This window comes from Bacillus sp. 7705b, assembly GCF_002289525.1.
GTDB classification, from domain to species: Bacteria; Bacillota; Bacilli; order Bacillales; family Bacillaceae; genus Bacillus; species Bacillus halotolerans.
Genome location: NZ_NSDH01000068.1, coordinates 1 through 22,668 on the forward strand (window position 1 = coordinate 1; position 22,668 = coordinate 22,668).

The 22,668-nt window shown below is 43.5% G+C and carries 23 protein-coding genes; 3 read left to right on the plus strand and 20 right to left on the minus strand.

The window, feature by feature from the left end; all coding sequences use genetic code 11:
- Positions 1-2 precede the first annotated feature (2 nt).
- On the minus strand, positions 3-1,028 hold the full coding sequence (gene ddcP / locus CJU60_RS20730; RefSeq protein WP_095714818.1) for a protease DdcP: 1,026 nt from the start codon (positions 1,026-1,028) through the stop codon (positions 3-5).
- 4 nt (positions 1,029-1,032) lie between these two features.
- Entirely contained in the window at positions 1,033-1,812 is a 780-nt protein-coding gene (locus tag CJU60_RS20735; RefSeq protein ID WP_024121297.1) for a patatin-like phospholipase family protein, read from the minus strand.
- Between the two features lie 180 nt (positions 1,813-1,992).
- Between CJU60_RS20735 and ylbJ the strand changes: the two genes are divergently transcribed.
- Positions 1,993-3,219 (plus strand): sporulation integral membrane protein YlbJ, encoded by a 1,227-nt coding sequence (ylbJ, locus tag CJU60_RS20740; protein ID WP_024121296.1) that lies wholly within the window; start codon positions 1,993-1,995, stop codon positions 3,217-3,219.
- Between the two features lie 13 nt (positions 3,220-3,232).
- On the opposite strand, the gene coaD is transcribed toward ylbJ, so the two are convergent.
- The 8 genes from coaD to CJU60_RS20780 form a co-directional block, all read right to left on the minus strand.
- Positions 3,233-3,718, minus strand: coding sequence for a pantetheine-phosphate adenylyltransferase (coaD, locus tag CJU60_RS20745; protein ID WP_024121295.1), 486 nt, complete (start codon positions 3,716-3,718; stop codon positions 3,233-3,235).
- Between the two features lies 1 nt (position 3,719).
- On the minus strand, positions 3,720-4,277 hold the full coding sequence (rsmD, locus tag CJU60_RS20750; RefSeq protein WP_024121294.1) for a 16S rRNA (guanine(966)-N(2))-methyltransferase RsmD: 558 nt from the start codon (positions 4,275-4,277) through the stop codon (positions 3,720-3,722).
- A 323-nt stretch (positions 4,278-4,600) separates the two neighbouring features.
- Entirely contained in the window at positions 4,601-4,873 is a 273-nt protein-coding gene (locus tag CJU60_RS20755; protein WP_024121293.1) for a YlbG family protein, read from the minus strand.
- 54 nt (positions 4,874-4,927) lie between these two features.
- Positions 4,928-5,377, minus strand: a complete 450-nt coding sequence (gene ricF / locus CJU60_RS20760; protein WP_010334140.1) for a regulatory iron-sulfur-containing complex subunit RicF — start codon at positions 5,375-5,377, stop codon at positions 4,928-4,930.
- A 127-nt stretch (positions 5,378-5,504) separates the two neighbouring features.
- On the minus strand, positions 5,505-5,744 hold the full coding sequence (locus tag CJU60_RS20765) for a YlbE-like family protein (protein WP_024121292.1): 240 nt from the start codon (positions 5,742-5,744) through the stop codon (positions 5,505-5,507).
- A 15-nt stretch (positions 5,745-5,759) separates the two neighbouring features.
- A complete protein-coding gene (ylbD, locus tag CJU60_RS20770) occupies positions 5,760-6,158 on the minus strand; it encodes a YlbD family protein (RefSeq protein WP_095714819.1) in 399 nt (132 codons plus the stop codon).
- Positions 6,159-6,596: 438 nt separating this feature from the next.
- Positions 6,597-7,634, minus strand: a complete 1,038-nt coding sequence (locus CJU60_RS20775; RefSeq protein ID WP_024121290.1) for a CAP domain-containing protein — start codon at positions 7,632-7,634, stop codon at positions 6,597-6,599.
- 85 nt (positions 7,635-7,719) lie between these two features.
- Positions 7,720-8,166: a CBS domain-containing protein gene (locus CJU60_RS20780; RefSeq protein WP_095714820.1), complete on the minus strand. Its 447-nt coding sequence runs from the start codon at positions 8,164-8,166 to the stop codon at positions 7,720-7,722.
- 139 nt (positions 8,167-8,305) lie between these two features.
- Between CJU60_RS20780 and CJU60_RS20785 the strand changes: the two genes are divergently transcribed.
- Entirely contained in the window at positions 8,306-8,668 is a 363-nt protein-coding gene (locus CJU60_RS20785; protein ID WP_081638298.1) for a YugN family protein, read from the plus strand.
- 33 nt (positions 8,669-8,701) lie between these two features.
- Here the strand turns inward: CJU60_RS20785 and ctaG are convergent, their stop codons facing one another.
- From ctaG to cyoE, 6 genes are all read right to left on the minus strand, one after another.
- A complete protein-coding gene (ctaG, locus tag CJU60_RS20790; RefSeq protein WP_095714821.1) occupies positions 8,702-9,595 on the minus strand; it encodes a cytochrome c oxidase assembly factor CtaG in 894 nt (297 codons plus the stop codon).
- A 26-nt stretch (positions 9,596-9,621) separates the two neighbouring features.
- Positions 9,622-9,954 carry a cytochrome c oxidase subunit IVB gene (ctaF, locus tag CJU60_RS20795; protein ID WP_024121287.1) on the minus strand — a complete coding sequence of 111 codons (333 nt, stop codon included), beginning with the start codon at positions 9,952-9,954 and terminating at the stop codon, positions 9,622-9,624.
- Positions 9,955-9,956: 2 nt separating this feature from the next.
- Complete coding sequence (gene ctaE, locus CJU60_RS20800; protein WP_010334132.1) at positions 9,957-10,580, minus strand: cytochrome c oxidase subunit III; 624 nt, start codon at positions 10,578-10,580, stop codon at positions 9,957-9,959.
- Positions 10,580-12,448: a cytochrome c oxidase subunit I gene (ctaD, locus tag CJU60_RS20805; protein ID WP_024121286.1), complete on the minus strand. Its 1,869-nt coding sequence runs from the start codon at positions 12,446-12,448 to the stop codon at positions 10,580-10,582. The genes ctaE and ctaD overlap by 1 nt, the downstream gene beginning before the upstream one ends.
- Before the next feature lie 32 nt (positions 12,449-12,480).
- On the minus strand, positions 12,481-13,551 hold the full coding sequence (gene coxB / locus CJU60_RS20810; protein ID WP_024121285.1) for a cytochrome c oxidase subunit II: 1,071 nt from the start codon (positions 13,549-13,551) through the stop codon (positions 12,481-12,483).
- Positions 13,552-13,789: 238 nt separating this feature from the next.
- Entirely contained in the window at positions 13,790-14,707 is a 918-nt protein-coding gene (gene cyoE / locus CJU60_RS20815) for a heme o synthase (RefSeq protein ID WP_010334129.1), read from the minus strand.
- Between the two features lie 351 nt (positions 14,708-15,058).
- Between cyoE and ctaA the strand changes: the two genes are divergently transcribed.
- Positions 15,059-15,979, plus strand: a complete 921-nt coding sequence (gene ctaA / locus CJU60_RS20820) for a heme A synthase CtaA (RefSeq protein WP_095714822.1) — start codon at positions 15,059-15,061, stop codon at positions 15,977-15,979.
- Between the two features lie 410 nt (positions 15,980-16,389).
- Here the strand turns inward: ctaA and pyc are convergent, their stop codons facing one another.
- From pyc to glsA, 4 genes are all read right to left on the minus strand, one after another.
- The gene (pyc, locus tag CJU60_RS20825) at positions 16,390-19,836 is read right to left on the minus strand and encodes a pyruvate carboxylase (protein WP_095714823.1); all 3,447 of its coding nucleotides are present in this window, start codon (positions 19,834-19,836) and stop codon (positions 16,390-16,392) included.
- Between the two features lie 74 nt (positions 19,837-19,910).
- Positions 19,911-21,122, minus strand: coding sequence for an FtsW/RodA/SpoVE family cell cycle protein (locus CJU60_RS20830; RefSeq protein WP_095714824.1), 1,212 nt, complete (start codon positions 21,120-21,122; stop codon positions 19,911-19,913).
- A 202-nt stretch (positions 21,123-21,324) separates the two neighbouring features.
- Positions 21,325-21,606 (minus strand): Fpa/YlaN family protein, encoded by a 282-nt coding sequence (locus tag CJU60_RS20835; RefSeq protein ID WP_003221339.1) that lies wholly within the window; start codon positions 21,604-21,606, stop codon positions 21,325-21,327.
- A 97-nt stretch (positions 21,607-21,703) separates the two neighbouring features.
- Positions 21,704-22,633, minus strand: a complete 930-nt coding sequence (gene glsA, locus CJU60_RS20840; protein ID WP_095714825.1) for a glutaminase A — start codon at positions 22,631-22,633, stop codon at positions 21,704-21,706.
- Positions 22,634-22,668 lie beyond the last annotated feature (35 nt).

Consider the following 22,668-nt stretch of genomic DNA (forward strand, 5'->3'; position numbering starts at 1 on the left):
TATCAGGTGCTTTTCGCTTTCAGCTTATTCAAATAATCAATCGCACCCTGCATCGTATCAACAGGCACGATCTTCATGTCCGAATCAATGTCTTTCGCTGTTTTCACTGCGTTTTTGTAATCAGAATTGCTGGCGCCGTTTTGATTCGGAGCGAAGAAAATGTCTTTGCCGGCTTTGTCTGCGGCAACAACTTTTTGGTCAATGCCGCCGATCGGGCCGACTTTCCCGTCAACATCAATCGTTCCGGTGCCTGCAATGTCGTAGCCTTTTGTTTCATCTGTTTTTGTCAGCTGATTATAGATTTCAAGCGACATCATTAATCCCGCTGACGGGCCGCCGATATTTTCGATTTCGAAATCAATATCAGGCTTTACCTTGACGTTTCTGTCCGTATACAGCGAAACCCCGATTCCGGCACGGCCAGGCTCATCAGGAAATTGTTTTAACGCAAGGGTGACCGTCTTTTCTTTTTCTTCTCTTTCGATTTTTAACTTTACTTTATCCCCGGCTTTTTTGCTGCTGATATAATCGATCAGCTTTTCAGCAGACTGATAGTTTTTTCCGTCCGCACTGATGATTTTATCGCCGACTTCTATTTTCCCTTTCGCTGGCATGTTTTCGACAACTGAGCTTGCGTAGATGCCGTTAAAGGAATAGCTTACTTTTTTTCCTGCCTTTTGATATGCGGCGATGACGGCATTTTCCTGAGAGCTTTTCATCATTTGCAGCTGCCGTTTCATATATTCCTTATCTGATTCTCCTTCTTCCTTGATGCTTTCATCAGGAACAATTTCATAATAGGGGTGCATTTTAGCCCATGCGTATGTAAATGGATTAGCCGGTCCCACTTTGACAGTCATTAAGGACAGACTCCCTGTTTCCGGGTAGCCCCCCTCCACTTTTATCAGTGAGCCGAGCTCTGTCGCTTCTCCCGGTTTTGTAATATAGTATGGCAGTTTTATAAATGATACAACGGCAATCAGTATGAGGATGACAAGCATCCAGCTGAAATGTTTTTTACGTAGCAAGTTATTAGCCCTCCCAATTCTCTATTTCTTTTTTTATCTGGCTGATCATTCGGTTTGTTGCCTCCTCGCCTGCCGATATCATTTCATCAATATTGGCAAACGAGCTGGAGCTGTATGTTTCAAGAGAAGGGCGAATCATGATATCAGCGGCAATCGTTTGATGTCGCACCAATTCATTTTGCAGTATATCCATACTTTGCATGATTACATCAAAAATATGCGCCGCCTTTTCGGTTTTCCGAACCCTGGAGACATCTGAAGCGATGATAATGTCAGCCCCCATATCTTTTACAACAGAAACCGGAATACGGTCGACCACCGCGCCGTCTACGAGAAGCCGTCCGTCCAGCTTCTGCGGAATAAAAATGCCTGGTATGCTGATGCTTGCCCGAACCGCATCTGACACTGACCCTTTGCGGAAAACAATCTTTTCTCCTGTCTGCAGATCACACGCGACAATTCCAAGAGGGATTTTGAGTTCCTCAATCGGTTTGCCGAATGTATAAGCATGCACGAGCTGCCTGACACGGTCACCTCTCAAAAAACCGAGTTTCGGTACCGTATAATCAGCATAGAGCCGCCGTTTGAAAGCCTTGGCGACTTTTTTCATCGTTTCCACGTCATGCCCCGCGGCATAGAAGCTGCCGACCAAAGCGCCCATACTGCTCCCCGCAATCATATCCACATCAATTTGGTGCTTATGTAAACTGGAAAGCACGCCGAGATGAGCAAGTCCTCTGGCGCCTCCCGATCCTAACGCTAACCCGATTTTAGGTTTGGCCAACATGTTAACCTCCTGCCCGAATTCCCTGTATACGGAATTCTATGGTCTAAACTGAACCCCTATGCTCGTATATTAGTACAAAGGGTCAAGAGGACAGGTACTGCTTGGCCGTTTCGAGTCATACCATATTTTATCATGATATACATGTCATTGTGCATTTTTAGCGTCGGGGAGGTAAGAATGAACTTGTCGAAGATTCATACACTTTTGATTGCTGCGTTTTTTATTTTTTTAACAGCGACTGTCATCTCACATCCGCAGGCCTCATTCGAAGCCTCTAAAACCGGGCTGTCCATGTGGTGGGAGGTCGTATTTCCGTCTTTGCTGCCGTTTTTCATACTGTCTGAGCTATTAATCGGCTTTGGTATTGTAAGGTTTGTCGGTGTTCTGCTTGAGCCTTTTATGCGCCCTATTTTCCGCGTGCCGGGTGTCGGCGGCTTCGTTCTGGCCATGGGCATGGCATCAGGGAACCCCGCGGGCGCAAAACTGACGGCAAGGCTGCGGCAGGAAAAACAGATTTCAAGAGTAGAAGCAGAACGGCTTGCTTCCTTCACCAATTCATCAAACCCGCTCTTTATTTTTGGAGCTGTCGCCGTCGGTTTTTTTCAGAATGCGTCATTAGGTATTTTATTAGCATCTGCACACTATTTGGGCAATTTGGCTGTCGGTTTAACGATGCGCTCCTACGGGCGTAAAGAAGAGCGCCAGCTCATGAGAAATAAAACCATATCTTTGCCTTCTATCAAAGATGCTTTACATGCGCTTCACACTGCAAGGCTTGCGGAAAAACGGCCTTTAGGAAAAATTTTGGGCGACGCTGTAACCTCATCCGTTCAAACGCTTCTAATGGTAGGCGGCTTTATTATTTTGTTTTCTGTCTTTAATCGTTTGTTATCCGTCGTACAGCTGACCGATATTCTCTCTATTGTTACAAAAGGCGCACTGACCTTGTTTCAGCTTCCCGCTCAATTGGACATTCCTCTATTATCAGGAATGTTTGAAATCACATTAGGAAGCAAGCTTGTCAGCGAGACAGATGTCTCCCTTTTGCAAAAAGCTGTTGTTGTCAGCTTTATCCTCGGATTCAGCGGCTTTTCCGTTCAGGCTCAGGTGGCAGGCATTTTATCAGAGACGGACATCAGATTTAAACCATTCTTTATCGCGCGTGTGCTGCAAGGCATTTATGCCGCCGTTTTTGTCATTCTGTTATGGAAACCTCTTTACACCGCGTGGAATGACCATGATCAGTACGTTTTTAAATCTCTTGATACAGGTGAGCTGCCGACAGCTCTTATCAGCGGATGGAATCTGCTTGTGCAGATTGGCCCTGCTGTCACGTTATGTGCACTGTTTACGTACATTTTCATTTTTTCTTACAGACTGACAAACGGTACAAAAAAAGGATGAGCTTAAAAAACACTCATCCTTGCCTGAATTTTTCCTGAAGCGCCTTCTCGACTTCCGGCGGTACAAATTCTGACACCGCGCCTTTATACTTTGCCACTTCTTTTACTATGCTTGAGCTTAAGAAAGAATATTGGTTATTTGTCATCATAAAAAAGGTTTCAATTGATTCATCAAGCACACGGTTTACGGATGTTCCCTGCATCTCGTACTCAAAATCAGACACCGCTCTCAAGCCTCTTAAAATGGCTTTTGCATTTTTTCTTTTTGCATAATCAATTAACAGCCCTTGTGACGTTTCAACTGTTATGTTCGGAATGTCTTTTGTCACTTCTCTCAAAAGCTCACAGCGTTCTTCTACACTGAATAGCGGCTTTTTTGAAGAATTGTTCAGCACACACACATACACTTGATCAAATATATTGGCCCCGCGTTTAATGATATCCAGATGCCCGTAGGTCACCGGATCAAAACTGCCGGGACAGACAGCTATACTCGTCACATCACAACCCCCTCTTTTTATAGATCGCCACCCCTGTCAGGCCGTAGGTTTCTTTTCTTGTTATCACTAGATCACCTACTGCTTCGGGAAGCTCGACGTCTTTGTCATGCTCTGCGACGATAAAGCCGCCATCCTCCAGCATTTGTTGTTCGTCTATCACACTTAAGAGCGCCTTCAGTTTTTGTTCCTTATACGGAGGATCAAGAAAAATCCCGTGAAAGCCCGCTTCTCTTTTCGCAGCTGCGTGCAAAGCACGTTCCGCATCATTACGGTACACATCTGCGTATGCTGTAAGCTCTAATGTTTTCAAGTTCGATTTCACTGTTTGAATCGCTTTAAAATCACGGTCAACAAATACACAATGGTCAAACCCTCGTGAAAGCGCTTCAATACCAAGACCTCCGCTTCCTGCGAATAAGTCAAGTCCCCTGCCCCCGTCAAAATAAGGGCCAATCATATTGAAAATGGATTCCTTCACTTTATCGGTTGTCGGTCTCGTTGATGTTCCCGGCACTGCCTTTAGTGAACGGCCTTTTTTTGATCCAGAAATTACTCTCATGTTCCACACCACTTTTTCTAAAAGCTATTTTGTTTCCTTGTTCGGCCGGACGCCGTTATGTATAAGAAAAAAACCAATCCTATCTTATCATAAAGCATTCTTTCAAACAATGAGCGCTAATCTTCATATACAAGTGTATAAGCGGAATGATCATTGTCCATACTATAAGCAACAGCATCCAGAGGATGTTGTTGCCAACCGCGGAGAAGACTTACGTTTCCCCATAAGTTCTTCCTCCGGTTTCTCCTCTCCCTTTGCCTTCTCCTTAACTTGTTAAGGAATAGAAGGACCCCGCAGAAACCTGCGGGGATTTTTTTATACAGCTATATTCCGATTTTATAATCATATTCTTTTGCTTTATCAAGCTTTGACTCAAATTCCAATTTTAAAAACGGTTTATATGAAGGCTCAACTTTCTTAACAAAAGAATAAGATGAGATCTTGTCCATTGTTTTTTCAATTTGGCCCATATCACAATACAGCACGACATATTTTAAGCGTTTTGACACATAATGCACATTTCCGAACTTTCTCAGCATTTTGCTTTGCTTTAAAGAATGAAGATACACAATCATGCCTTGGCGTCTATTCTCCAATACATTCACCTGCCTGATTTCTCTTATATGTAAAAGACGAGACGGCCAGTCTCGTCATGACACTTTGCATCCGCAGCCGCCGCCTGATCCGCAGCCGCCTCCGCATGAAGACAAACCGTCAAAATAAGGATTCCCAGTCGGAACTTTAATATGCTCTGAGACAGCTGTCCCAATTTCAACGCTGATTTCATCAAGAATAGACTGCAGTTCCGTCTCTGCTTTTTTGAAGTCGGCCACCTTATCGTTCAGGTCGAGCTCCCGTTTGATCTCCCTCATTTTTCGGGATATTTCTCTATAGTCAGGATGATATTTGCCAAAACGCTGCACATCCTCATATTGCTCTTTTATTTTGATAAAAGAACGAATAATCCGCCCTGCCTCTTCATCTTCCTGGAGACGCTTGTAACAATTGCGGTAGTTCTCAGCCGTCTCCGACTGCAGAATCATCTCGGCAAGCTGCTGAGCTTCACTTTGAAGCCGCACGGATTCCATCGTCGCATACATAGCACGCACCTCCAGTTGTTAGTTTACCATGAAACCAGCCAATTGGAAAATGCTTAGCCGCACTTAAAAATGGAGTTGTAAAAGCCTCCCTAGTTTACACAATGAAAAAGACCCATTTTCGGGTCTTTTAATCTTTTGTCCGCATTGCTTGGAACATTTGCATCATCATTTGCGCCATTTGAATCCCGTTCGTAAATTGATTCACCCGATGCGGAATGGTTTTTTCGTAAAAATTCATCATCTCAAGCTGAAATGAAGCCAAGTCATCCGGCTTTCTCGCAAGCCTCCGGTACCATATCGGCTGTTCTCTTAAGAATCGTTTTCGTTCTTTATCTGCTAAAATAAATTCCTGAACGTCTTTGCGCATATAAGCTCTCCTTTATTAATCCTTCCGAAAAGAAAAAGGATGCTGTCCGGGTCCTGGCTGAGATTGCTTCTGTCCGTTTCCGGAAAATGTGTTGAGAAGGCTTTGCAACGATGAGATCGATTGGCTCATTTTATTGATCTGTTCATTCATTTGATTGACATCCATCTTTTTCACAGCTGTAACCATTTTAGAAACAAAATCATTTTTTTCTGATGTTTCGGGTACCGCTTCTGCGGCTTCCTCCGGTTCTCTGTACGGGTCCCAAATTGGGTCTTTCTCTCCGAAAAGGACCCAATTTTCGTACACGTCCTGCCAGCTTCTTTGTTCTTTGCGCACTTCTTTGATCAGCTTGGGATGTTTTTTAACGAATTGTTTAAAGTCATTAATTGAATGATTGGCATGTTGATTCGCCACAATCCTCACCCCCTCCGAAAAATATACCTACTACAATGTATCGGTTTGTGAGCCAATGTGTTCGCCTAATATTCATCGAAAAATCATTTTCTCGTAAAACAAGAAGCGCAGAATAACAGAAGCTTCCTCCCCCGATAAAGCCGGGGCCTTAATTGTTCCTGAAATCAAGATTCCTGCCTTTTGTAAATGTTTGGGATGCCGCATTCCAAAGCCCATCAGAACAAGATCCTTAATCGCCCCCGGCCGATCTTAAAGTCTCCTCATCAAAAAAGAGCCGGACAGCAACACGTTGATCCAGCTTCAGCTCCTTAAAAGTTCATTTTTTTGGTAATGTCACTCACAGTATCCATTGAGAAAGCTTCGTCTACTGTAATTCCTTGTTCTAAAGCCTTTGCAGAAACAATAAAAAGCCGCAGAACCTGTTGTCCGCGGCTGATTTCAGCGTTTAATAAAGTTTTGAGTGTAATACTTCCGGTCTACACCGACGCCAAGGTGCGTGTAGTCTGAATGTAGAAGCGCTTTTCGATGGCCTTCACTATTCAGCCAGCCTTCTACAGCAGCCGGACCGTCCACATAATTGTACGCGATATTTTCTCCCGCTTGCTCAAAGTCGACATCCCCTTTTTCTAAGCGGTCCTTCAGCGTGCCGTATTTCTTCGATACATGGGAGAAATAGTTGTTTTCTTTCATATCCTCACTGTGGCCAAAAGCCACTTCGGCCGTCGGCTGATCCCACTCAAGCTTAGCTAACCCATGTTTGACACGAATAACATTGGTCAAATCGAGTATTTGCTTTTCACTCGTTGATTGGATCTCTTTCCACTTATCTTCCGTAACGGTTTGCGGTTCTACTAACTCACCGCGGTACACTACCTCATAAGGTCTTTGCTTGACAAAGGTTTGCGCATCAAACGCCCTGATGCTGGATAGCTTCCCTTCAAATTTGTCCATATACAGCTGGACGTACATCTTCCCTACTTTTACAGTCGGTCTGGTGTTGATGTCCTCTTCAGAAAACTCAAACCGATAGGAATTTCCTTTATACTCTACATTTACAAACGGAGCCACCTGGGTTGTCTTAAATACTTCTCCCGTTGACTCACCGATTTTGAAGGGCTTTGCGTTAATATCATTTCCCGCCGCAAATAATGTGACCACTTTATTGTGCAGCATCCCGATTTGCACATACTGGTCTTTTCCCTGATTGTAAACCCACCATTCGTAATCATAAGCCGAGGGGTCAATACGTTCCGGTTCCCCAAGTTTTTTCTTTACATCGTCGGCGGATTTGCCCATAAAGGACAATAATCCTGAAGTCGGCATATGTATTCGTTTGCCGCTTGCCGCTTCCTCGTTAGAGACTTGAGGTTCGCTGTCATTTGATTTTTTTTCAGGAACAGCCCCATATTGAATAAACAGAACATAAGTTCCGCAAATAATCAAGAGGATAACCATAGCTCTTAATATATTTTTCAATCTATCACCCCCGTGATGTGAATTGCATGTCTTGCCTTATTTTTCATTACAATACAGCCTATTTAACATGTCAAAGATTTATGTGTTAATGCAAAAAGCCTTGCTCTCTGTTTTCGTCCTCTGAAATAACTGATAAAGCACTGCCGGCACGTTCATTTGTTTGTTCAGATAAGGAAAGATCGCCAAGCGTGACAATACCAGTCAGCTTGTTGTTTTTGGTTACAGGTATGCGCCTGAGCTGATGGGATGCCATTAAATGAAGAACCTCATCAACTGGCGCGTCCTCTTCCACACTGACAGGTTTTTCAGTCATAGCGTCAGTGATTTTTTGCGAGTTTGGCCTTTTTGAGGCGATGCCTCTTAACACCAGATCACGATCGGTTACGATGCCGACCAGTGTTTCTCCATCCTCATCAACTACCGGAATGGCTCCTACATCCGCGTCTTTCATCTTTACCGCAGCTTCATATACATTATCTAATACCGTGCAATATTGCAAGTCAGCTGTCATCAGATCTTTTATTTTTGTCATCCGTAAAACCTCCTTTTATCTAGTGATATTTTCGTCAAATTTTCATTTTTGCATACTTTCAAAAGAAGAAGATTCATTGAAAGTTTAACGCTTTCATACTATGATTGTCAGGAAAGGTAATTTTTATAAGGAGGGGTCAGTGTTGAAGTTTACTGATAGCGGACTTGAAGGGGTAAAGGCTGAGCTCAGCCTCTTGGACGATTTGATGGAAAGCAAGGGACTCATCAGAGCCGGTCAATGGGATTATGAAAGAGTGACCTATGACAGAAAGTTTTCGACGATTGAGGGAACGTTTTACCTGCGGGTTCAAGGCATTGCGACAGAGGGCGATGTCGGAAGCGGCCGCGCCGTTATTCAATTAATGCCCCCTCTATTAGGAAAACACTATTACCCGCACGGAGTGGAATACGGAGAAACAGAAGAATTCCCAGTGCAGGTTGTGACCAAAAGCAAGGCACTCATCCAGGACATCTCCGACATGCTGAAAACAGTTCAAATGTAATAAAAAAGGTACAGCCGATTGCCGCTGTACCTTTTATGATATCGTCTGCTGAATATAAGGCGGCTCCTCCTGTCCATCCTTTTCCCTTTCCTTCTTCACCCATTGGAAAAAGACAATAGCCAAAAAAGCGCCGTACACAATTTCCTGAATGATTTTCATCATAACTGCCCCAAGCTGCTGATCCTCTAACAAAGGAAGTGTGTTAAACATTTCCGGTCCTGTTAACGGAACCTGTCCCAGCATATCCGCAGGAACACAAAGCTTCATGGCTTCCGCCCAGGCAGACGGATCGGTATAAGTGGCATATAAGGGCGTGCCGCTAAACATGATCAGTGCACAAGCAGGCGTGAGCAGCATACCGTCCGCCATAATATAGCCCAGCTTCATCAGGCCGCTGAGCTGCGGGAGACGAGCCACCTTGTGTACGAGCGGCCACCACATAAAAAACGCTAACACGAAGATGAGCCAAGTCATTAACGCATGGTAAAGCGTATCCGTTTTGACAGTATCAAATATTAGCGGCACATGATATAGAGAAAAAACGCCGTTAAATAAAAGCAATGCAATTAAAGGTGTAGAGAAAAATGTAAAAAAGGGGTTAATGGCAGGCCGAAAAATCATTTTTTCCCAGGCCCATGCGGGAATCCCTGCGATTAATAAAGGCGGAACCACTAAATACAAAACAGCCATCTGCACCATATGGGCGCTGAACATAATATGTCCGAGCAGATCAACCGGGCTTCCTTCGGCTGCATATAAAAACAGCATCGCCGACAGAAAACAGGCCATTTCTTTACCCGTGATACGGTCAGGCTTTGAAGTCAACCGTCTGTAAAAAAAGATGTAAAGCACCGTGATGCCTAAAAGGATACAAAAAAGATAAGGGCTCCACATGGCGCGAAACCCAAACACGTCTAACTGATTCATGTCTTCACCTCCGGCGGCTGCTCAAATTACCACCATATAATTGTAACAAACGCAAGCACCGTAATGAACGCGACAAACATGCCTGAATACAGAAACAATGCCGGCGCTTCATGCCCTTTCTGATTCATATGCATGAAGTAATACAGCTGAAATATCACTTGAATAGCCGCGAGCAGTATAATGAAAGGAATCGTAAACCAGCTGCCGATGCCGTCTGTTGCCACAGTCAGAAATGCAACGAGCGTAAGACCGATCATCAGGCCAAAAGACATGACTTGATATTTCATTTCCTGAGCATGCTTCTTTTTCTTATATTCAAGGTCGCTGCTGATATGTCCTCTGCTTTTTTTATCGACCATGTTTATCCCACCATCCCCATTAAATATACAACGGTAAAGATAAAGACCCACACGACATCAATAAAATGCCAGTAAAGACTGGCCACGTAAAACTTAGGTGCTGTATATAAACTTAAGCCCCTCTTTGCATTGCGGATCATCAGCGTGCTGATCCACAAAAGGCCAAACGCCACGTGTGCACCATGTGTGCCGACAAGCGTATAAAACGATGAGCCAAGCGCCGAGCTTGTGATGGTAAAGCCAAACTCATGTGTGTAATGCTTAAATTCATAAATTTCCAAGCCTAAAAATCCCGCACCCAATAACAAGGTAATTCCCAGCCAGAGCTGCATTTTGCCAAATGAAAAGTTTTTCATATGGTACATCGCATACACACTCGTTAAACTGCTCGTTAATAAGAGCATTGTGGCGATAAAAACGAGTGTGACATCAAACATTTCTGTCGTAGGCGGGTCACCGGCGTTTGAATTCCGTAGTGCAAGAAAAGTGGCGAAGAGAGACGCGAACAGAACAGTCTCTCCCCCAAGAAAAAGCCAAAATCCTAAAAATTTATTTTTCCCTTCCAGTGTTGCTTTTTCGGGAGAAGCTGGAAAGGTCTCTGCGGTGAATTTTTCTTCAATTTGCATTACGCCTTCACCCCTTTATCATCGTTCGGCAGTTCCTCTTTGTGAATATGATAACCGTGATCATCAATCAATGAACGGAGCAGCATTGTAAAAAATGTGATGCCAAGTCCGATAAAGATCACCGGCAGGCCCCAAGCGTGGTCGGTTCTATACAAGAGACCAAAGGCAGCGACAAAGAGACCGAAGGAAATGATCAGCGGCAGAATTGAACCGTTTGGCATATGGATATCATCAACCGGTTCAGCCGGTGTCATAGATTTGTGTCCCGCCTGCTTCTCGATCCACAGCGGGTCAAGCCCTCTGACAAATGGAAGCTGTTTAAAATTATATTCAGGCGGCGGTGACGAAACAGCCCATTCAAGCGTACGTCCGTCATGCCATGGATCATCTCCGACATATTCGCCCTTCACCGAAGTCCATATGACATTGACAAGCAGGAGGATAACTGCTGCTGCCATAAAAAACGCCCCGATTGTACTGATCAAGTTGCCGGTTTCAAGGCCCTGGCCTGGCAAGAAGGTATACACACGGCGCGGCATTCCCATTAAACCGACAAAGTGCTGGATGAAAAAAGTAAGATGGAAACCGATAAAAAACAAAACAAATGAAATTTTCCCCATTGTTTCATGCAGAATTTTACCGAACATTTTCGGCCACCAGAAATGAACACCGGCTAATAGCCCGAATACGACTCCGCCTATAATGACATAGTGAAAGTGCGCCACAACAAAATACGTATCATGGAACTGGTAATCTGCAGCTGCCGCAGCCAGCATGACACCTGTCACACCGCCAAGCACAAAGGATGGGATAAATGAGACGGCATACAGCATGGCCGTCGTGTACTTCACATTTCCTCCCCAAATCGTCAGCAGCCAGTTAAATATCTTAATCCCGGTCGGAATCGCGATCGCCATTGTGGCAACTGCAAAGATTGCGTTCGCAATCGGTCCGAGGCCTGTCGTAAACATGTGGTGCACCCAAACCATAAAGCCAAGAAAACCGATAAGCACGATTGCAAAAACCATTGAAGAATATCCAAACAAACGCTTTCTAGAAAACACCGGGATGACCTCTGAGAAAATGCCGAAAGCAGGCAAAATCAGAATATAAACCTCCGGATGTCCGAATATCCAAAATAAATGCTCCCAAATAATCGTGTTACCGCCAAGCTCAGGATTAAAGAAATTTGTGCCGAACAGCCGATCCAGCATCATAAGAGCCAAGCCAACCGTAAGCGGCGGAAACGCGAACAAAATCAATGCCGACGCCACAAATGTCGTCCATGTAAACAAAGGCAGCCTCATGTACGTCATGCCGGGAGCCCTCATGTTAATAATCGTGGCCAAAAAGTTAATCCCGGCTATCAGCGTCCCCAGTCCGGATATTTGCAGTCCAAGGACGAAAAAGTCTATGCCGTGCCCTTTTGAATGAAGCGAAAGCGAGGCATATGACGTCCAGCCCGCATCTGGCGCTCCTCCCAAAAACCAGCTTAAGTTTAAGAAAATGCCCCCGAAAAAGAAGAGCCAAAAACCAAGCGAATTTAAAAATGGAAACGAAACATCCCGCGCTCCGATCTGCAATGGAACAACCGCATTCATCAAAGCAAATAAAAGCGGCATCGCAGCCAAAAAGATCATTGTCGTTCCGTGCATCGTCATCACTTCATTGTACGCTTGAGCACTGAGAAAAGCATTTTCCGGCTTTGCAAGCTGGATTCTGATAAACATCGCTTCAATTCCCCCGACAAGAAAGAAGAATCCCCCTGCGATTAAATAAAGTATCGCGATTTTTTTATGGTCCACCGTCGTCAAATAATCCCAAAGCATAGATCCGCGCGTCCGCTTTTCTGTAAGCGCATTCAACATATGTGACCTCCCCCAATATCTCCCTTTCTTCCCTACTTGCTTTCTGCTTTCAAGCCTTTTAAGTATTCATAAAGCGCGTCCATTTCACTGTCTGAAAGCTTCGGATATGTTCCTGTCATTTTGTTCCCTGGCTTTATGCTCTCAGGGTCTTCCAGCCAGGCTTTCACATTTTCTTTATTCGCATCCTTCACCCCTGCCACTTTTGTCCTTTCACCGAAAGTAGCAAGGTTTGGCGCCGTTCTTGCTGCCTCTGCACGCTTATCATTTGGCTCGACCGCATGGCAGCTCAGGCAGTTCTTCTCTTTGAACAGCTCTTCCCCCTGCTTAGCCAAATCACTTTCTGCTGCCGTCTTATAGTTTTTCATATCTTTTGTCCATGACTGGAATTCTTTCGCAGAAAGCGCCTTTACTTTAAAATCCATGAGTGCGTGTGAAGGCCCGCAAAGCTCAGCGCACTTTCCAAAGAACGTATCTCCCGCCTCTTTGCTGCGTTTTGAATCGAAGGTTAAGAAGAACGTATTTTCGTTATCAGTATTGGTATCAATTTTTCCTCCTGCTGAAGGAATCCAGAAAGAATGTTTTACATCAGAGGCTTTTAAACTGAAATAAACCCGCTGGTCTGTCGGTACGATCAGCTCCTGGCTTGTGATAATGCCGTAATCAGGATACTCGAACTCCCACCAATACAAATTTGCTCTGACATTGACAACGAGAGCATCCTCGGCTTTGCGGTTTTTCTTATCCATAGGTGATGTATCTGCGAGTTCAAGCGTATATAATACGACAGGGATAACAAGAATGATGAGCAGCAAAATAGGGATCACTGTCCATGTGATTTCTAAAAATTTATTCCCTTCCACCTGTTTTGGTATCGTGTTCTCCCCAACCCGCGACCTTCTGAATCTCACAATCACATAAAAGAAGATAACAGATACGACTGCTACGACAACAACCATAATCAATGTACTGAGCACTGTCAGGTCATACTGTTTATCAGCCACCTCGCCAGCAGGCTTGAGCGTGGATAAAAAAGGTTTTCCACATCCGCTTAACAAAAGCGGCACCAAGGCTAATAATAAGATAAGACGCCAATGCTTTACCATTTCACCCAACCCCTTTTCTGGTCAATACAGCGGCGGAAAATAGATTGATTCCATCGCAATCCGGCCGCCTCCCAATAAAGCACTTACATTTCCTCTTCTCTTAAATTATGAGTTTTTTTACTCAAAATGCCATCTATGTATAAAAGTAAAGCCGCCTGATTAAACAAAAGGTCAAGGCGGCATTCACTAGTTGTCATCGGTTATTTTGAAGCGATAAAACAAGCAATGTATCTATTTTTTAGAAAAGCGTAAAGACAACCATTGCAACGAAATAGATTGTCATGTAATTCAGTGAGTAAACGAACATCATCGTCGCCCACTTCATGATATTCTTTGAACGGAAGCCCATCAAGCCAAGAATCAGCCAGCCGATATTTAACAGCAATCCGAGAATTACAATCGGTAGACCTAGGCTTCCTAAAAAGAATGGAAGCGGCATCAGGCACGCAACCCATACAATAATTTGTCTTTTAGTCACTTCAAATCCATATACGACTGGAAGCATTGGAATATTCGCGGCTCTGTAGTCCTCAGTTTTCTTAATGGCAAGCGATAAGAAGTGAGGAATCTGCCAAATGAATAAAATCATAAATAATACCCATGCCACGACGCCAATATTTCCTTCTACTGCCGTCCATCCAATCAGAGGCGGCACTGCTCCGGAAACACTCCCTACTACTGTGTTAATCGTATAGCGGCGTTTCGTCCACATTGTGTACAGGACAACATAAGTAAATACTCCGATAAAACCAATAACAGCAGCCATCACAGTGGTCATCAGCAGCATGATCAATCCTAAAGCAACAAGCAAAATTCCAGACCATAATGCCTGATTCGGCTGAATTTTACCCGTAACCGTCGGTCTTACTTTTGTACGCTCCATGATATGGTCAATGTCCCGGTCATACCAGTTATTGATCGCACAGGACCCCGCAATAATCAAAGATGATCCAAATAAAGTAAGAAGAACGGTGTTTATATTGCCTAAAAAGCTTAAACCGGAAATATGAAAAGCAAGCCACATTCCAGTAAAAGTTGTGATGAGATTAGAATTTACGATCCCTATTTTAATGAGGGACAGAAAATCTTTCCATGCCGTTGTTTCTTCAATTTGTCCGTCTATAGCTGTATCATTTAAGATTCTGGAGTTAGCCATAACGTAAACCTCCCTTACAAACCTAACGCAGGTTTATAATAACCTGCAACTCTATCATACAAGATAACAACTTGTAAAAAAACATCCTATTAAATATTAAACGAGAAACAGGAATTTATTTGTGAACTTTTTATGAATTTTACCAAAGATGAAGGCAAACGCCAATTCGATAATGCGTTTACCTTATTTCTATCAGACCCGGCATGAATAATCAAGTATACATTTCCAGAAGTAGTGATTCTATTATATTTTTGTGAACAAAGGGCTCTAAGAATTGCCACAAAACACATATTCGCTTACACTTGGTACGTATAAAAAATTGCAGCAGTTTGTTAAGAAGGTGGATATTGTATGAATAAAGCATTAAAAGCTCTCGGTGTTTTGACAACATTTGTGATGCTTATTGTTTTAATCGGGGGAGCCCTCGTTACAAAAACAGGTTCCGGCCAAGGATGCGGCAGACAGTGGCCGCTGTGCCACGGGCGCTTCTTCCCTGAACTGAATCCCGCTTCTATTATTGAATGGAGCCACAGATTCGCAAGCGGCATCTCAATTATTCTAGTATTAAGCCTTGCCTTTTGGTCATGGAGGAAGATCACACCTGTTTTCCGTGAAACAACGTTTCTCGCTATCATGTCCATTATCTTTTTGTTTCTTCAGGCACTGCTTGGTGCGTTGGCTGTCGTGTTCGGTTCAAACGCGCTTATTATGGCGCTTCATTTTGGGATTTCACTAATTTCTTTTGCGTCTGTTTTAATATTAACTTTGCTTATATTTGAAGCTGATAAATCAGCCAGAAAACTGGTCAAACCGCTTCAAATCGGCAAGAAAATGCAATTTCACATGATAGGTATTTTGATATATTCCTATATCGTTGTGTATACTGGCGCATACGTAAGACATACAGAATCCAGTCTGGCGTGTCCTGATGTGCCGCTGTGCAGCAGGCTGAACAATGGACTTCCGACCCAATTTCACGAATGGGTGCAAATGGGGCACAGAGCTGCAGCCTTGCTCCTGTTTGTATGGATCATCGTTGCCGCTGTTCATGCGATTACTTCCTATAAAGAACAAAAGCAAATCTTTTGGGGCTGGATTTCGTGTCTTATTTTTATCACGTTACAGGCACTGTCCGGTATTATGATCGTGTATTCTGAACTGGCGCTGGGCTTTGCGCTTGCGCACTCATTTTTTATTGCCTGCCTGTTTGGGGTTTTATGCTACTTCTTATTATTGATTGCACGTTTTCGTTACGAATCAAGACGGGTATAAGACACAAGACCAAAGCTCTTATACGCTTTGGTCTTTTTTATCATTCCATTTCGGCAGCTTCATATAATTCAACTTTCGGTTTGCATACTGAACTTGATGATTTATATAAGGTTTGGATAATCTCGGGCGATGATGTATTCTAAACGCGCTGCTCAATCGATGTTTGGGACAGGATTTTAATTAAAATAACTTTTCCTCAAGAAGTCAATTCATTCTCACCAGAAAAGAAGCCGTAATTATACCAAGCTTATTAAGCATCAGCTTTTCTCATTCCTGCACCCGCGAGCAGACAACCAATGCGTCCTTCACACACGTTTGAAACAGCCCCCGCTCGTTGCAGCAGTTGCACGTTCATATCTCGTTCCTCACTAAAAAAGAGTGTATATCAAATGATATACACTCTTTTTTGATTATGCTTTTTCAATTTCGAGAAGCAGATCTCCCGTTTGGATTGGCTCTCCATTTTTCACATGAATCTGTTTGATTGTTCCTGAGAATGGCGCCTGAACCGTTGTTTCCATTTTCATGGCTTCGTTGATCATCAAATGATCACCTTTATCAACTTTGGCACCCGCTTCTGTCAGTACCTTGATGACAGTTCCAGGCATAGAAGCTGCAATATGACTTGGATTTGTACGGTCTGCTTTTAATCTTTCCTGAACGGAAGACTTAATGCTTTCGTCCTTTATGACCACTTCACGCGGCTGGCCGTTCAGTTCGAAATAGATCACACGAGTTGCATCCGGCTGAGGTTCACCGATTGAAATTAGTTTGACGATCAGCGTTTTCCCGCGTTCAATTTCCACTTCTATTTCTTCGCCTAATGTCATGCCATAGAAGAAGGTCGGAGTATCTAATACCGAAATATTTCCATAGCTTTCAGCAGTTTTTACATAATCAGAGAAGACTTTAGGATAAAGTGCGTACGCCAAAGCATCCTGGTCTGAGATCTCTAGGTTATGCTGCTCTTTAAACTCCTGTTTGATCGCTTCAAAGGATACCGGCTCAAGCAATTCTCCCGGTCTCACTGTGATCGGCTCCTGCCCTTTTAAAATGAGCTTTTGAAGTTTTTCCGGGAATCCGCCATGAGGCTGTCCAATATTTCCTTTGAAAAGCTCAATAACAGAATCAGGGAAATCTAATGATTCGCCTTTTTCGTAAATGTCCTTTTCAGTCAGGTTATTTTGCACCATGTACAGCGCCATATCCCCGACTACTTTAGAGGAAGGCGTAACCTTCACGATATCACCGAACATATCATTTACTCGTCTGTACATCTCTTTGACTTCGTTCCAGCGATCGCCCAGGCCTACTCCCTTCGCCTGCTGCTGCAGGTTACTGTATTGGCCTCCAGGCATTTCATGCTCATAAATTTCAGTATGCGGAGACTTCATCCCGCTTTCAAATTCACTATAATATTTACGAACTGATTCCCAATACTGGGATAGTAATTCCACGCCTTGCACGTTCATTTCCGGACGGCGGGAGTTGCCTTCCATCGCATGGTAAAATCCGCTCGCGCTAGGCTGCGATGTTAAGCCAGCCATTGAGCTGACCGCCACGTCTACGATATCAACGCCTGCTTCTACTGCTTTTGCATACATATAAATTCCGTTGCCGCTCGTATCATGCGTATGAAGGTGAACCGGAATATTGATCGTTTCTTTCAACGCAGACACCAGCTCATATGCAGCTTGCGGTTTTAACAGACCTGCCATATCTTTAATTCCGAGAATATGGGCCCCTGCAGCCTCAAGCTCCTTCGCCATAGATGTATAGTAAGCGAGATCATATTTTGTACGGGTTTTATCAAGAATATCACCTGTATAACAAATTGCCGCTTCAGCCACTTTACCTGAATCCCGAACGGCATCGATGGCTAACGTCATCCCTTTTACCCAGTTTAAACTGTCAAAAATACGGAAAACATCAATACCGGATTGAGCGGATTGCTTCACAAATTCTTTAATCACATTATCCGGATAATTCGTATAGCCGACAGCGTTTGAGGAGCGAAGCAGCATCTGGAACAGCGTATTCGGCACTTCCTTGCGGAGATCCTCCAGACGCTTCCATGGATCTTCCTTCAGGAAGCGGTAAGCTACATCGAAGGTCGCGCCTCCCCACATTTCCATGCTGAACAGCTCCGGCCATAACGCAGCCGTCGGATTAGCGATTTTTTTCAAATCATGCGATCTGAATCTAGTCGCAAGTAAAGACTGATGGGCATCCCGGAATGTTGTATCAGTTAATAGAACAGATTTCTGTTCCTTAACCCAATTTGCAAGCCCTTCAGCGCCTTTTTCATCTAGAATCTGTTTTGTTCCTCTTGCAGGCTGCTGATCAACGTCGACTTTTACAGCTAACGGCTTGTCAAACGCCGGTTTTTCTTTTTTGCCGATTCCAGGGAAACCATTCACTGTTACATTTCCAATGTAAGTAAGCATTTTTGTTCCGCGGTCTTTCTGTTTAGGGAAATTAAACAACTCAGGCGTGGTATCAATGAATGACGTATCATATCGCCCTGTCAGAAACTTTTCATGCTTTGCGACATTTTCAAGGAACGGAATGTTTGTTTTAATTCCTCTGATTCTAAACTCCTGAAGGTTTCGAACCATTTTGGCCGCCGCCTGTTCAAACGTTAAAGCCCAAGTTGATAGCTTAACGAGCAGTGAATCGTAATATGGCGTAATAACGGCGCCTTGGAAGCTGTTTCCTGTATCAAGACGAACACCAAAGCCTCCGCCCGAGCGGTAAGCCATGATTTTCCCTGTGTCAGGCATAAAATCATTTTGCGGATCCTCAGTCGTTACCCGTGACTGAATCGCATAGCCGATTGTAAAAATGTCCTTCTGCTCCGGAATGTTGACTTTTTTGCTATGTAGGCTGTGGCCTTGGGCAACAAGGATCTGTGTCTGCACAATATCAACACCGGTAATCATTTCCGTAATTGTATGTTCAACTTGAACACGCGGATTTACTTCTATAAAATAAAACTCGTTGTTCGCGACAAGGAATTCAACCGTACCAGCATTTATATAGTTCACGTTTTTAGCAAGTACAACCGCAGCTTCACAAATTTGGTCTCTCAATTCAGTTGACAGCGAAACGCTCGGCGCTACTTCTATCACCTTTTGGTGGCGTCTTTGAACAGAACAATCCCGTTCAAATAGATGAACCACGTTTCCCTGATTATCACCGATAACCTGGACCTCAATATGCTTAGGGTTTTCAATCAGTTTCTCTACATATACTTCATCATTGCCAAAGGCTGCTTTTGCCTCTGATTTCGCACGTTCATATGCCTCTTTGACTTCACTTTCACTTCTGACAATTCTCATGCCGCGGCCGCCGCCGCCAAGCGAAGCTTTAATAATAATCGGATAACCGTGAGTTTGTCCGAATTGTTCGACTGCTTCAAGCGTTTCTGCAGGGCCGTCGCTTCCTGGTATAACAGGAATTCCGGCTTTTTCCGCCTGCTCACGCGCTTTTACCTTATCACCAAACATATCTAAATGTTCAGAAGTCGGACCAATGAACACGATGCCTTCTTCTTCACAGCGCCTTGCGAAATGTATATTTTCAGATAAGAAACCATATCCCGGGTGGATCGCATCCACCTTGTTTCTTTTCGCAATATCAATAATACCTTCAATATCCAGGTAGGCATCAATTGGTTTTTTCCCTTCGCCAACCAGGTACGCTTCATCAGCTTTGTAACGATGATAGGAACCGGAATCTTCTTTTGAATAAACCGCAACTGTACGAACATTCAATTCTGTACAAGCGCGGAATATACGGATTGCAATTTCTCCCCTGTTTGCTACTAACACTTTTTGTATCGATTGCTGTGACAAACTTTTTTCCCCCTTACCCGAATGGAATATAATCTATCATATCGGAATATCCTTCACGTGTACACACTTGTTTTTTACAGATAAACAGTTTTTTCAAGCTGCTTCTTTTTCATTCCCTTTGGCGCCAAGGACTCTCTCTTTTTCTTATTCTCTGAATATTTCACAAACATGCTGATATTGATTAATATCCCCATGCTTCCCAATAATAGAAGTAAAGAAGAGCCTCCGTAGCTGATAAATGGCAGCGTAACACCCGTAATCGGGATTAGCCCGCTGACACCGCCAAGGTTAATAAACGATTGTACGGCAATCATGCTAGAAATGCCGATTGCCAGAAGACTTCCAAACGGGTCCTCGCATTTTCTCGCAATATAGAAACCTTTTAATACGATAAAGCCCAGCAGGAAAACAACAAACAATACCCCAAAAATGCCAAGTTCTTCAGCAATCACGGCCATGATAAAGTCAGTATGTGACTCAGGAAGATACCCGTATTTCTGGATACTTTCTCCGAGTCCGAGACCGAAAATACCTCCCGACCCAATCGCATAATAAGAATTGATCACTTGCAAACCTGATGTATTCGCATATTTAAACGGATCTTCCAGACTCTCAAAACGAGCTAAACGCTTTTCTGTTAAAATGTTATCCATATTAAAATAAATAATTGGACTGACCAGAATTAAGACAATTCCACCCAGCAAAACAAGCCTTACCAGCGTCTTCCCGCTGAAACCCGAGCACAAGATCATACACGTAGCGATAATGGCGATAATCATCGCCGTACCAAAGTCAGGCTGCATGGCAATTAAACCGCAGATAATAACCGTCATCACCACAGGAGGCGCAACTCCTGTTAACAGGTGATCAATATAGCTTTGTTTTTTTGCATAGACAGCTGCTAGATATAAAATCACTACCAGCTTGACAAATTCACCCGGCTGAATACTCATTCCGCCGATTTTAAACCAGCTTTGCGCATTTCCGGCAACATGCCCGAATACAAACAGTGAGATAAGCGCAAACACTGAAACAAGCAGCATCACCTTTTGAAATTTTTGATGAGCCAGTGCTTTGTAAGGAAACACGGCCATAACAATAAAAAGGATGCCTCCTGCGATTAAAGCAAACAGCTGACGCATGAAGAAATAATTGCTGCTTACGTTATACCGAGAAACAGCCGTAATCATACTTGAGCTGTACACCATCACTAAACCGAATCCGCATAGTAAAACAATTGCGAATATCAGTGAGTAATCATAAGATTTTAGCATTTTTTTTAACATAACATCCTCTTCCCTGCTTCCAACTTCCATTACCTATGGTTTTTATGTATTTATATTTTTTATTTTACTACAATTTATCAAATGACACGAAGATTCTCTATACGATTCGGATGAAATGCACAAAAATAGACCGTCATTATACGGTGAAAAAGCAAGCGGTTATAAAAAAACCCAAACTGTTAATTAGTTTGAGTTTTATCATTTATTTACCTGTAAACGCGTCGTGCAAAGCAGACAATTCGCGTTCTAATGTGTATAAAAGGTCTTTTCCATCTTTTTCGTCAACCAATCCCAGGCGGACAGCAAAATCGATTTCCCTCGAAAGTCCGAACATTTGAGTATCTAATACCTCTTCATATAGAGGACATTGAGGCATCGTTAAGTTATCCATTTGTACTCGGATCAGCTTCAAAATCTTCTCAGCGTCAACTTTCAGTAGCTCAAAAGCTTTTTGCCGATGGTCAACTATCATCTCTGAAGCCAAAAGTATCCCTCCGTTCCCCAGGCGAGTACCTAATTCTTCTATTTATCATAAAGGGTATCAGCAGAAAATGCAAGAGGATTTAAACAGATGACATAAATTAAAAAATACTCAGCTTGTACGTTTCAGACATTATTTTCAAAAGCTTTACACCTGCAATGCTGTTCCCTTTTTCATCCAAAGCCGGGCCGAAAATGCCGATGCCAAAATCATAGGGTGAAATGCCCATAATCCCTCCTGATACTCCGCTTTTCGCAGGAATTCCGACCTTAATCGCAAATTCACCGCTTGCATTATACATTCCGCAGGTGACCATAAACGTCTTGCAAATTCTCGCGACATCATTCGAAATGACTTGTTCTCCTGTTTCTGGGTGCCTGCCGTTGAGCGCAAACACAGCCCCGATTTTTGCTAAATCAAGACTGTTCATCTCAATCGCACATTGCTTCGTATATAAATCCATTACTGCTTCCACATCATCCTCAAAAATCCCGTACTGCTTCATATAATAACACATCGCCCGATTAATCATAGATGTGCTGTATTCAGACTCAGCTACGTCCCGGCAGTAGGTGATGCCTTGGTTGTTTGTCAGTTTTCTGATGAAAGAAAGCAGATAATCGAGTCTCTCTTTAGACGTTTGTCCTTTCAACAAGCTGGTGACAACCAATGCTCCGGCATTTATCATAGGATTTAGCGGTTTGCTCGGATTCACGGTTTCAAGCTTAATGATTGAATTAAACGGATCACCGGTCGGCTCCTGTCCAACATAACTGAAGACTCTGTCCTTGCCGTATTCCATTAACACAAGGGCAAGCGAGAGCACTTTCGATATACTTTGAAGAGTAAATGTTTTTTCTACGTCACCCGCTGACAGACAAGTATTATTTGAATAATAAATCGCTACTGAAAGATAGTGCTGATCAGCTTTTGCTAAAGCGGGAATATAGCTGGCCACCGCTCCCTTGTCTGTCACCTTTTTCGCTTCTTTCACTAACGCTTCCAGCTCGTCATTATGCCGGCATACCATGCGACCACCCTCGCTCCCTGAGCATCTCAATACAT

Coding starts and splice junctions, on each gene's coding strand:
- ricF (WP_010334140.1), bottom strand. CDS start 5,377: ATGTATGCGACGATGGAATCCGTGCGGCTTCAAAGTGAAGCTCAGCAG.
- ctaE (WP_010334132.1), bottom strand. CDS start 10,580: ATGCAAATTGAAGAAAAATTCACCGCAGAGACCTTTCCAGCTTCTCCC.
- coxB (WP_024121285.1), bottom strand. CDS start 13,551: ATGGTAAAGCATTGGCGTCTTATCTTATTATTAGCCTTGGTGCCGCTT.
- ctaF (WP_024121287.1), bottom strand. CDS start 9,954: ATGGTCGATAAAAAAAGCAGAGGACATATCAGCAGCGACCTTGAATAT.
- ylbJ (WP_024121296.1), top strand. CDS start 1,993: ATGAACTTGTCGAAGATTCATACACTTTTGATTGCTGCGTTTTTTATT.
- ctaG (WP_095714821.1), bottom strand. CDS start 9,595: ATGAATCAGTTAGACGTGTTTGGGTTTCGCGCCATGTGGAGCCCTTAT.
- glsA (WP_095714825.1), bottom strand. CDS start 22,633: ATGGTATGCCGGCATAATGACGAGCTGGAAGCGTTAGTGAAAGAAGCG.
- CJU60_RS20780 (WP_095714820.1), bottom strand. CDS start 8,166: ATGACAAAAATAAAAGATCTGATGACAGCTGACTTGCAATATTGCACG.
- ctaA (WP_095714822.1), top strand. CDS start 15,059: ATGAATAAAGCATTAAAAGCTCTCGGTGTTTTGACAACATTTGTGATG.
- CJU60_RS20765 (WP_024121292.1), bottom strand. CDS start 5,744: ATGCGCAAAGACGTTCAGGAATTTATTTTAGCAGATAAAGAACGAAAA.
- cyoE (WP_010334129.1), bottom strand. CDS start 14,707: ATGGCTAACTCCAGAATCTTAAATGATACAGCTATAGACGGACAAATT.
- ctaD (WP_024121286.1), bottom strand. CDS start 12,448: ATGTTGAATGCGCTTACAGAAAAGCGGACGCGCGGATCTATGCTTTGG.
- rsmD (WP_024121294.1), bottom strand. CDS start 4,277: ATGAGAGTAATTTCTGGATCAAAAAAAGGCCGTTCACTAAAGGCAGTG.
- CJU60_RS20830 (WP_095714824.1), bottom strand. CDS start 21,122: ATGTTAAAAAAAATGCTAAAATCTTATGATTACTCACTGATATTCGCA.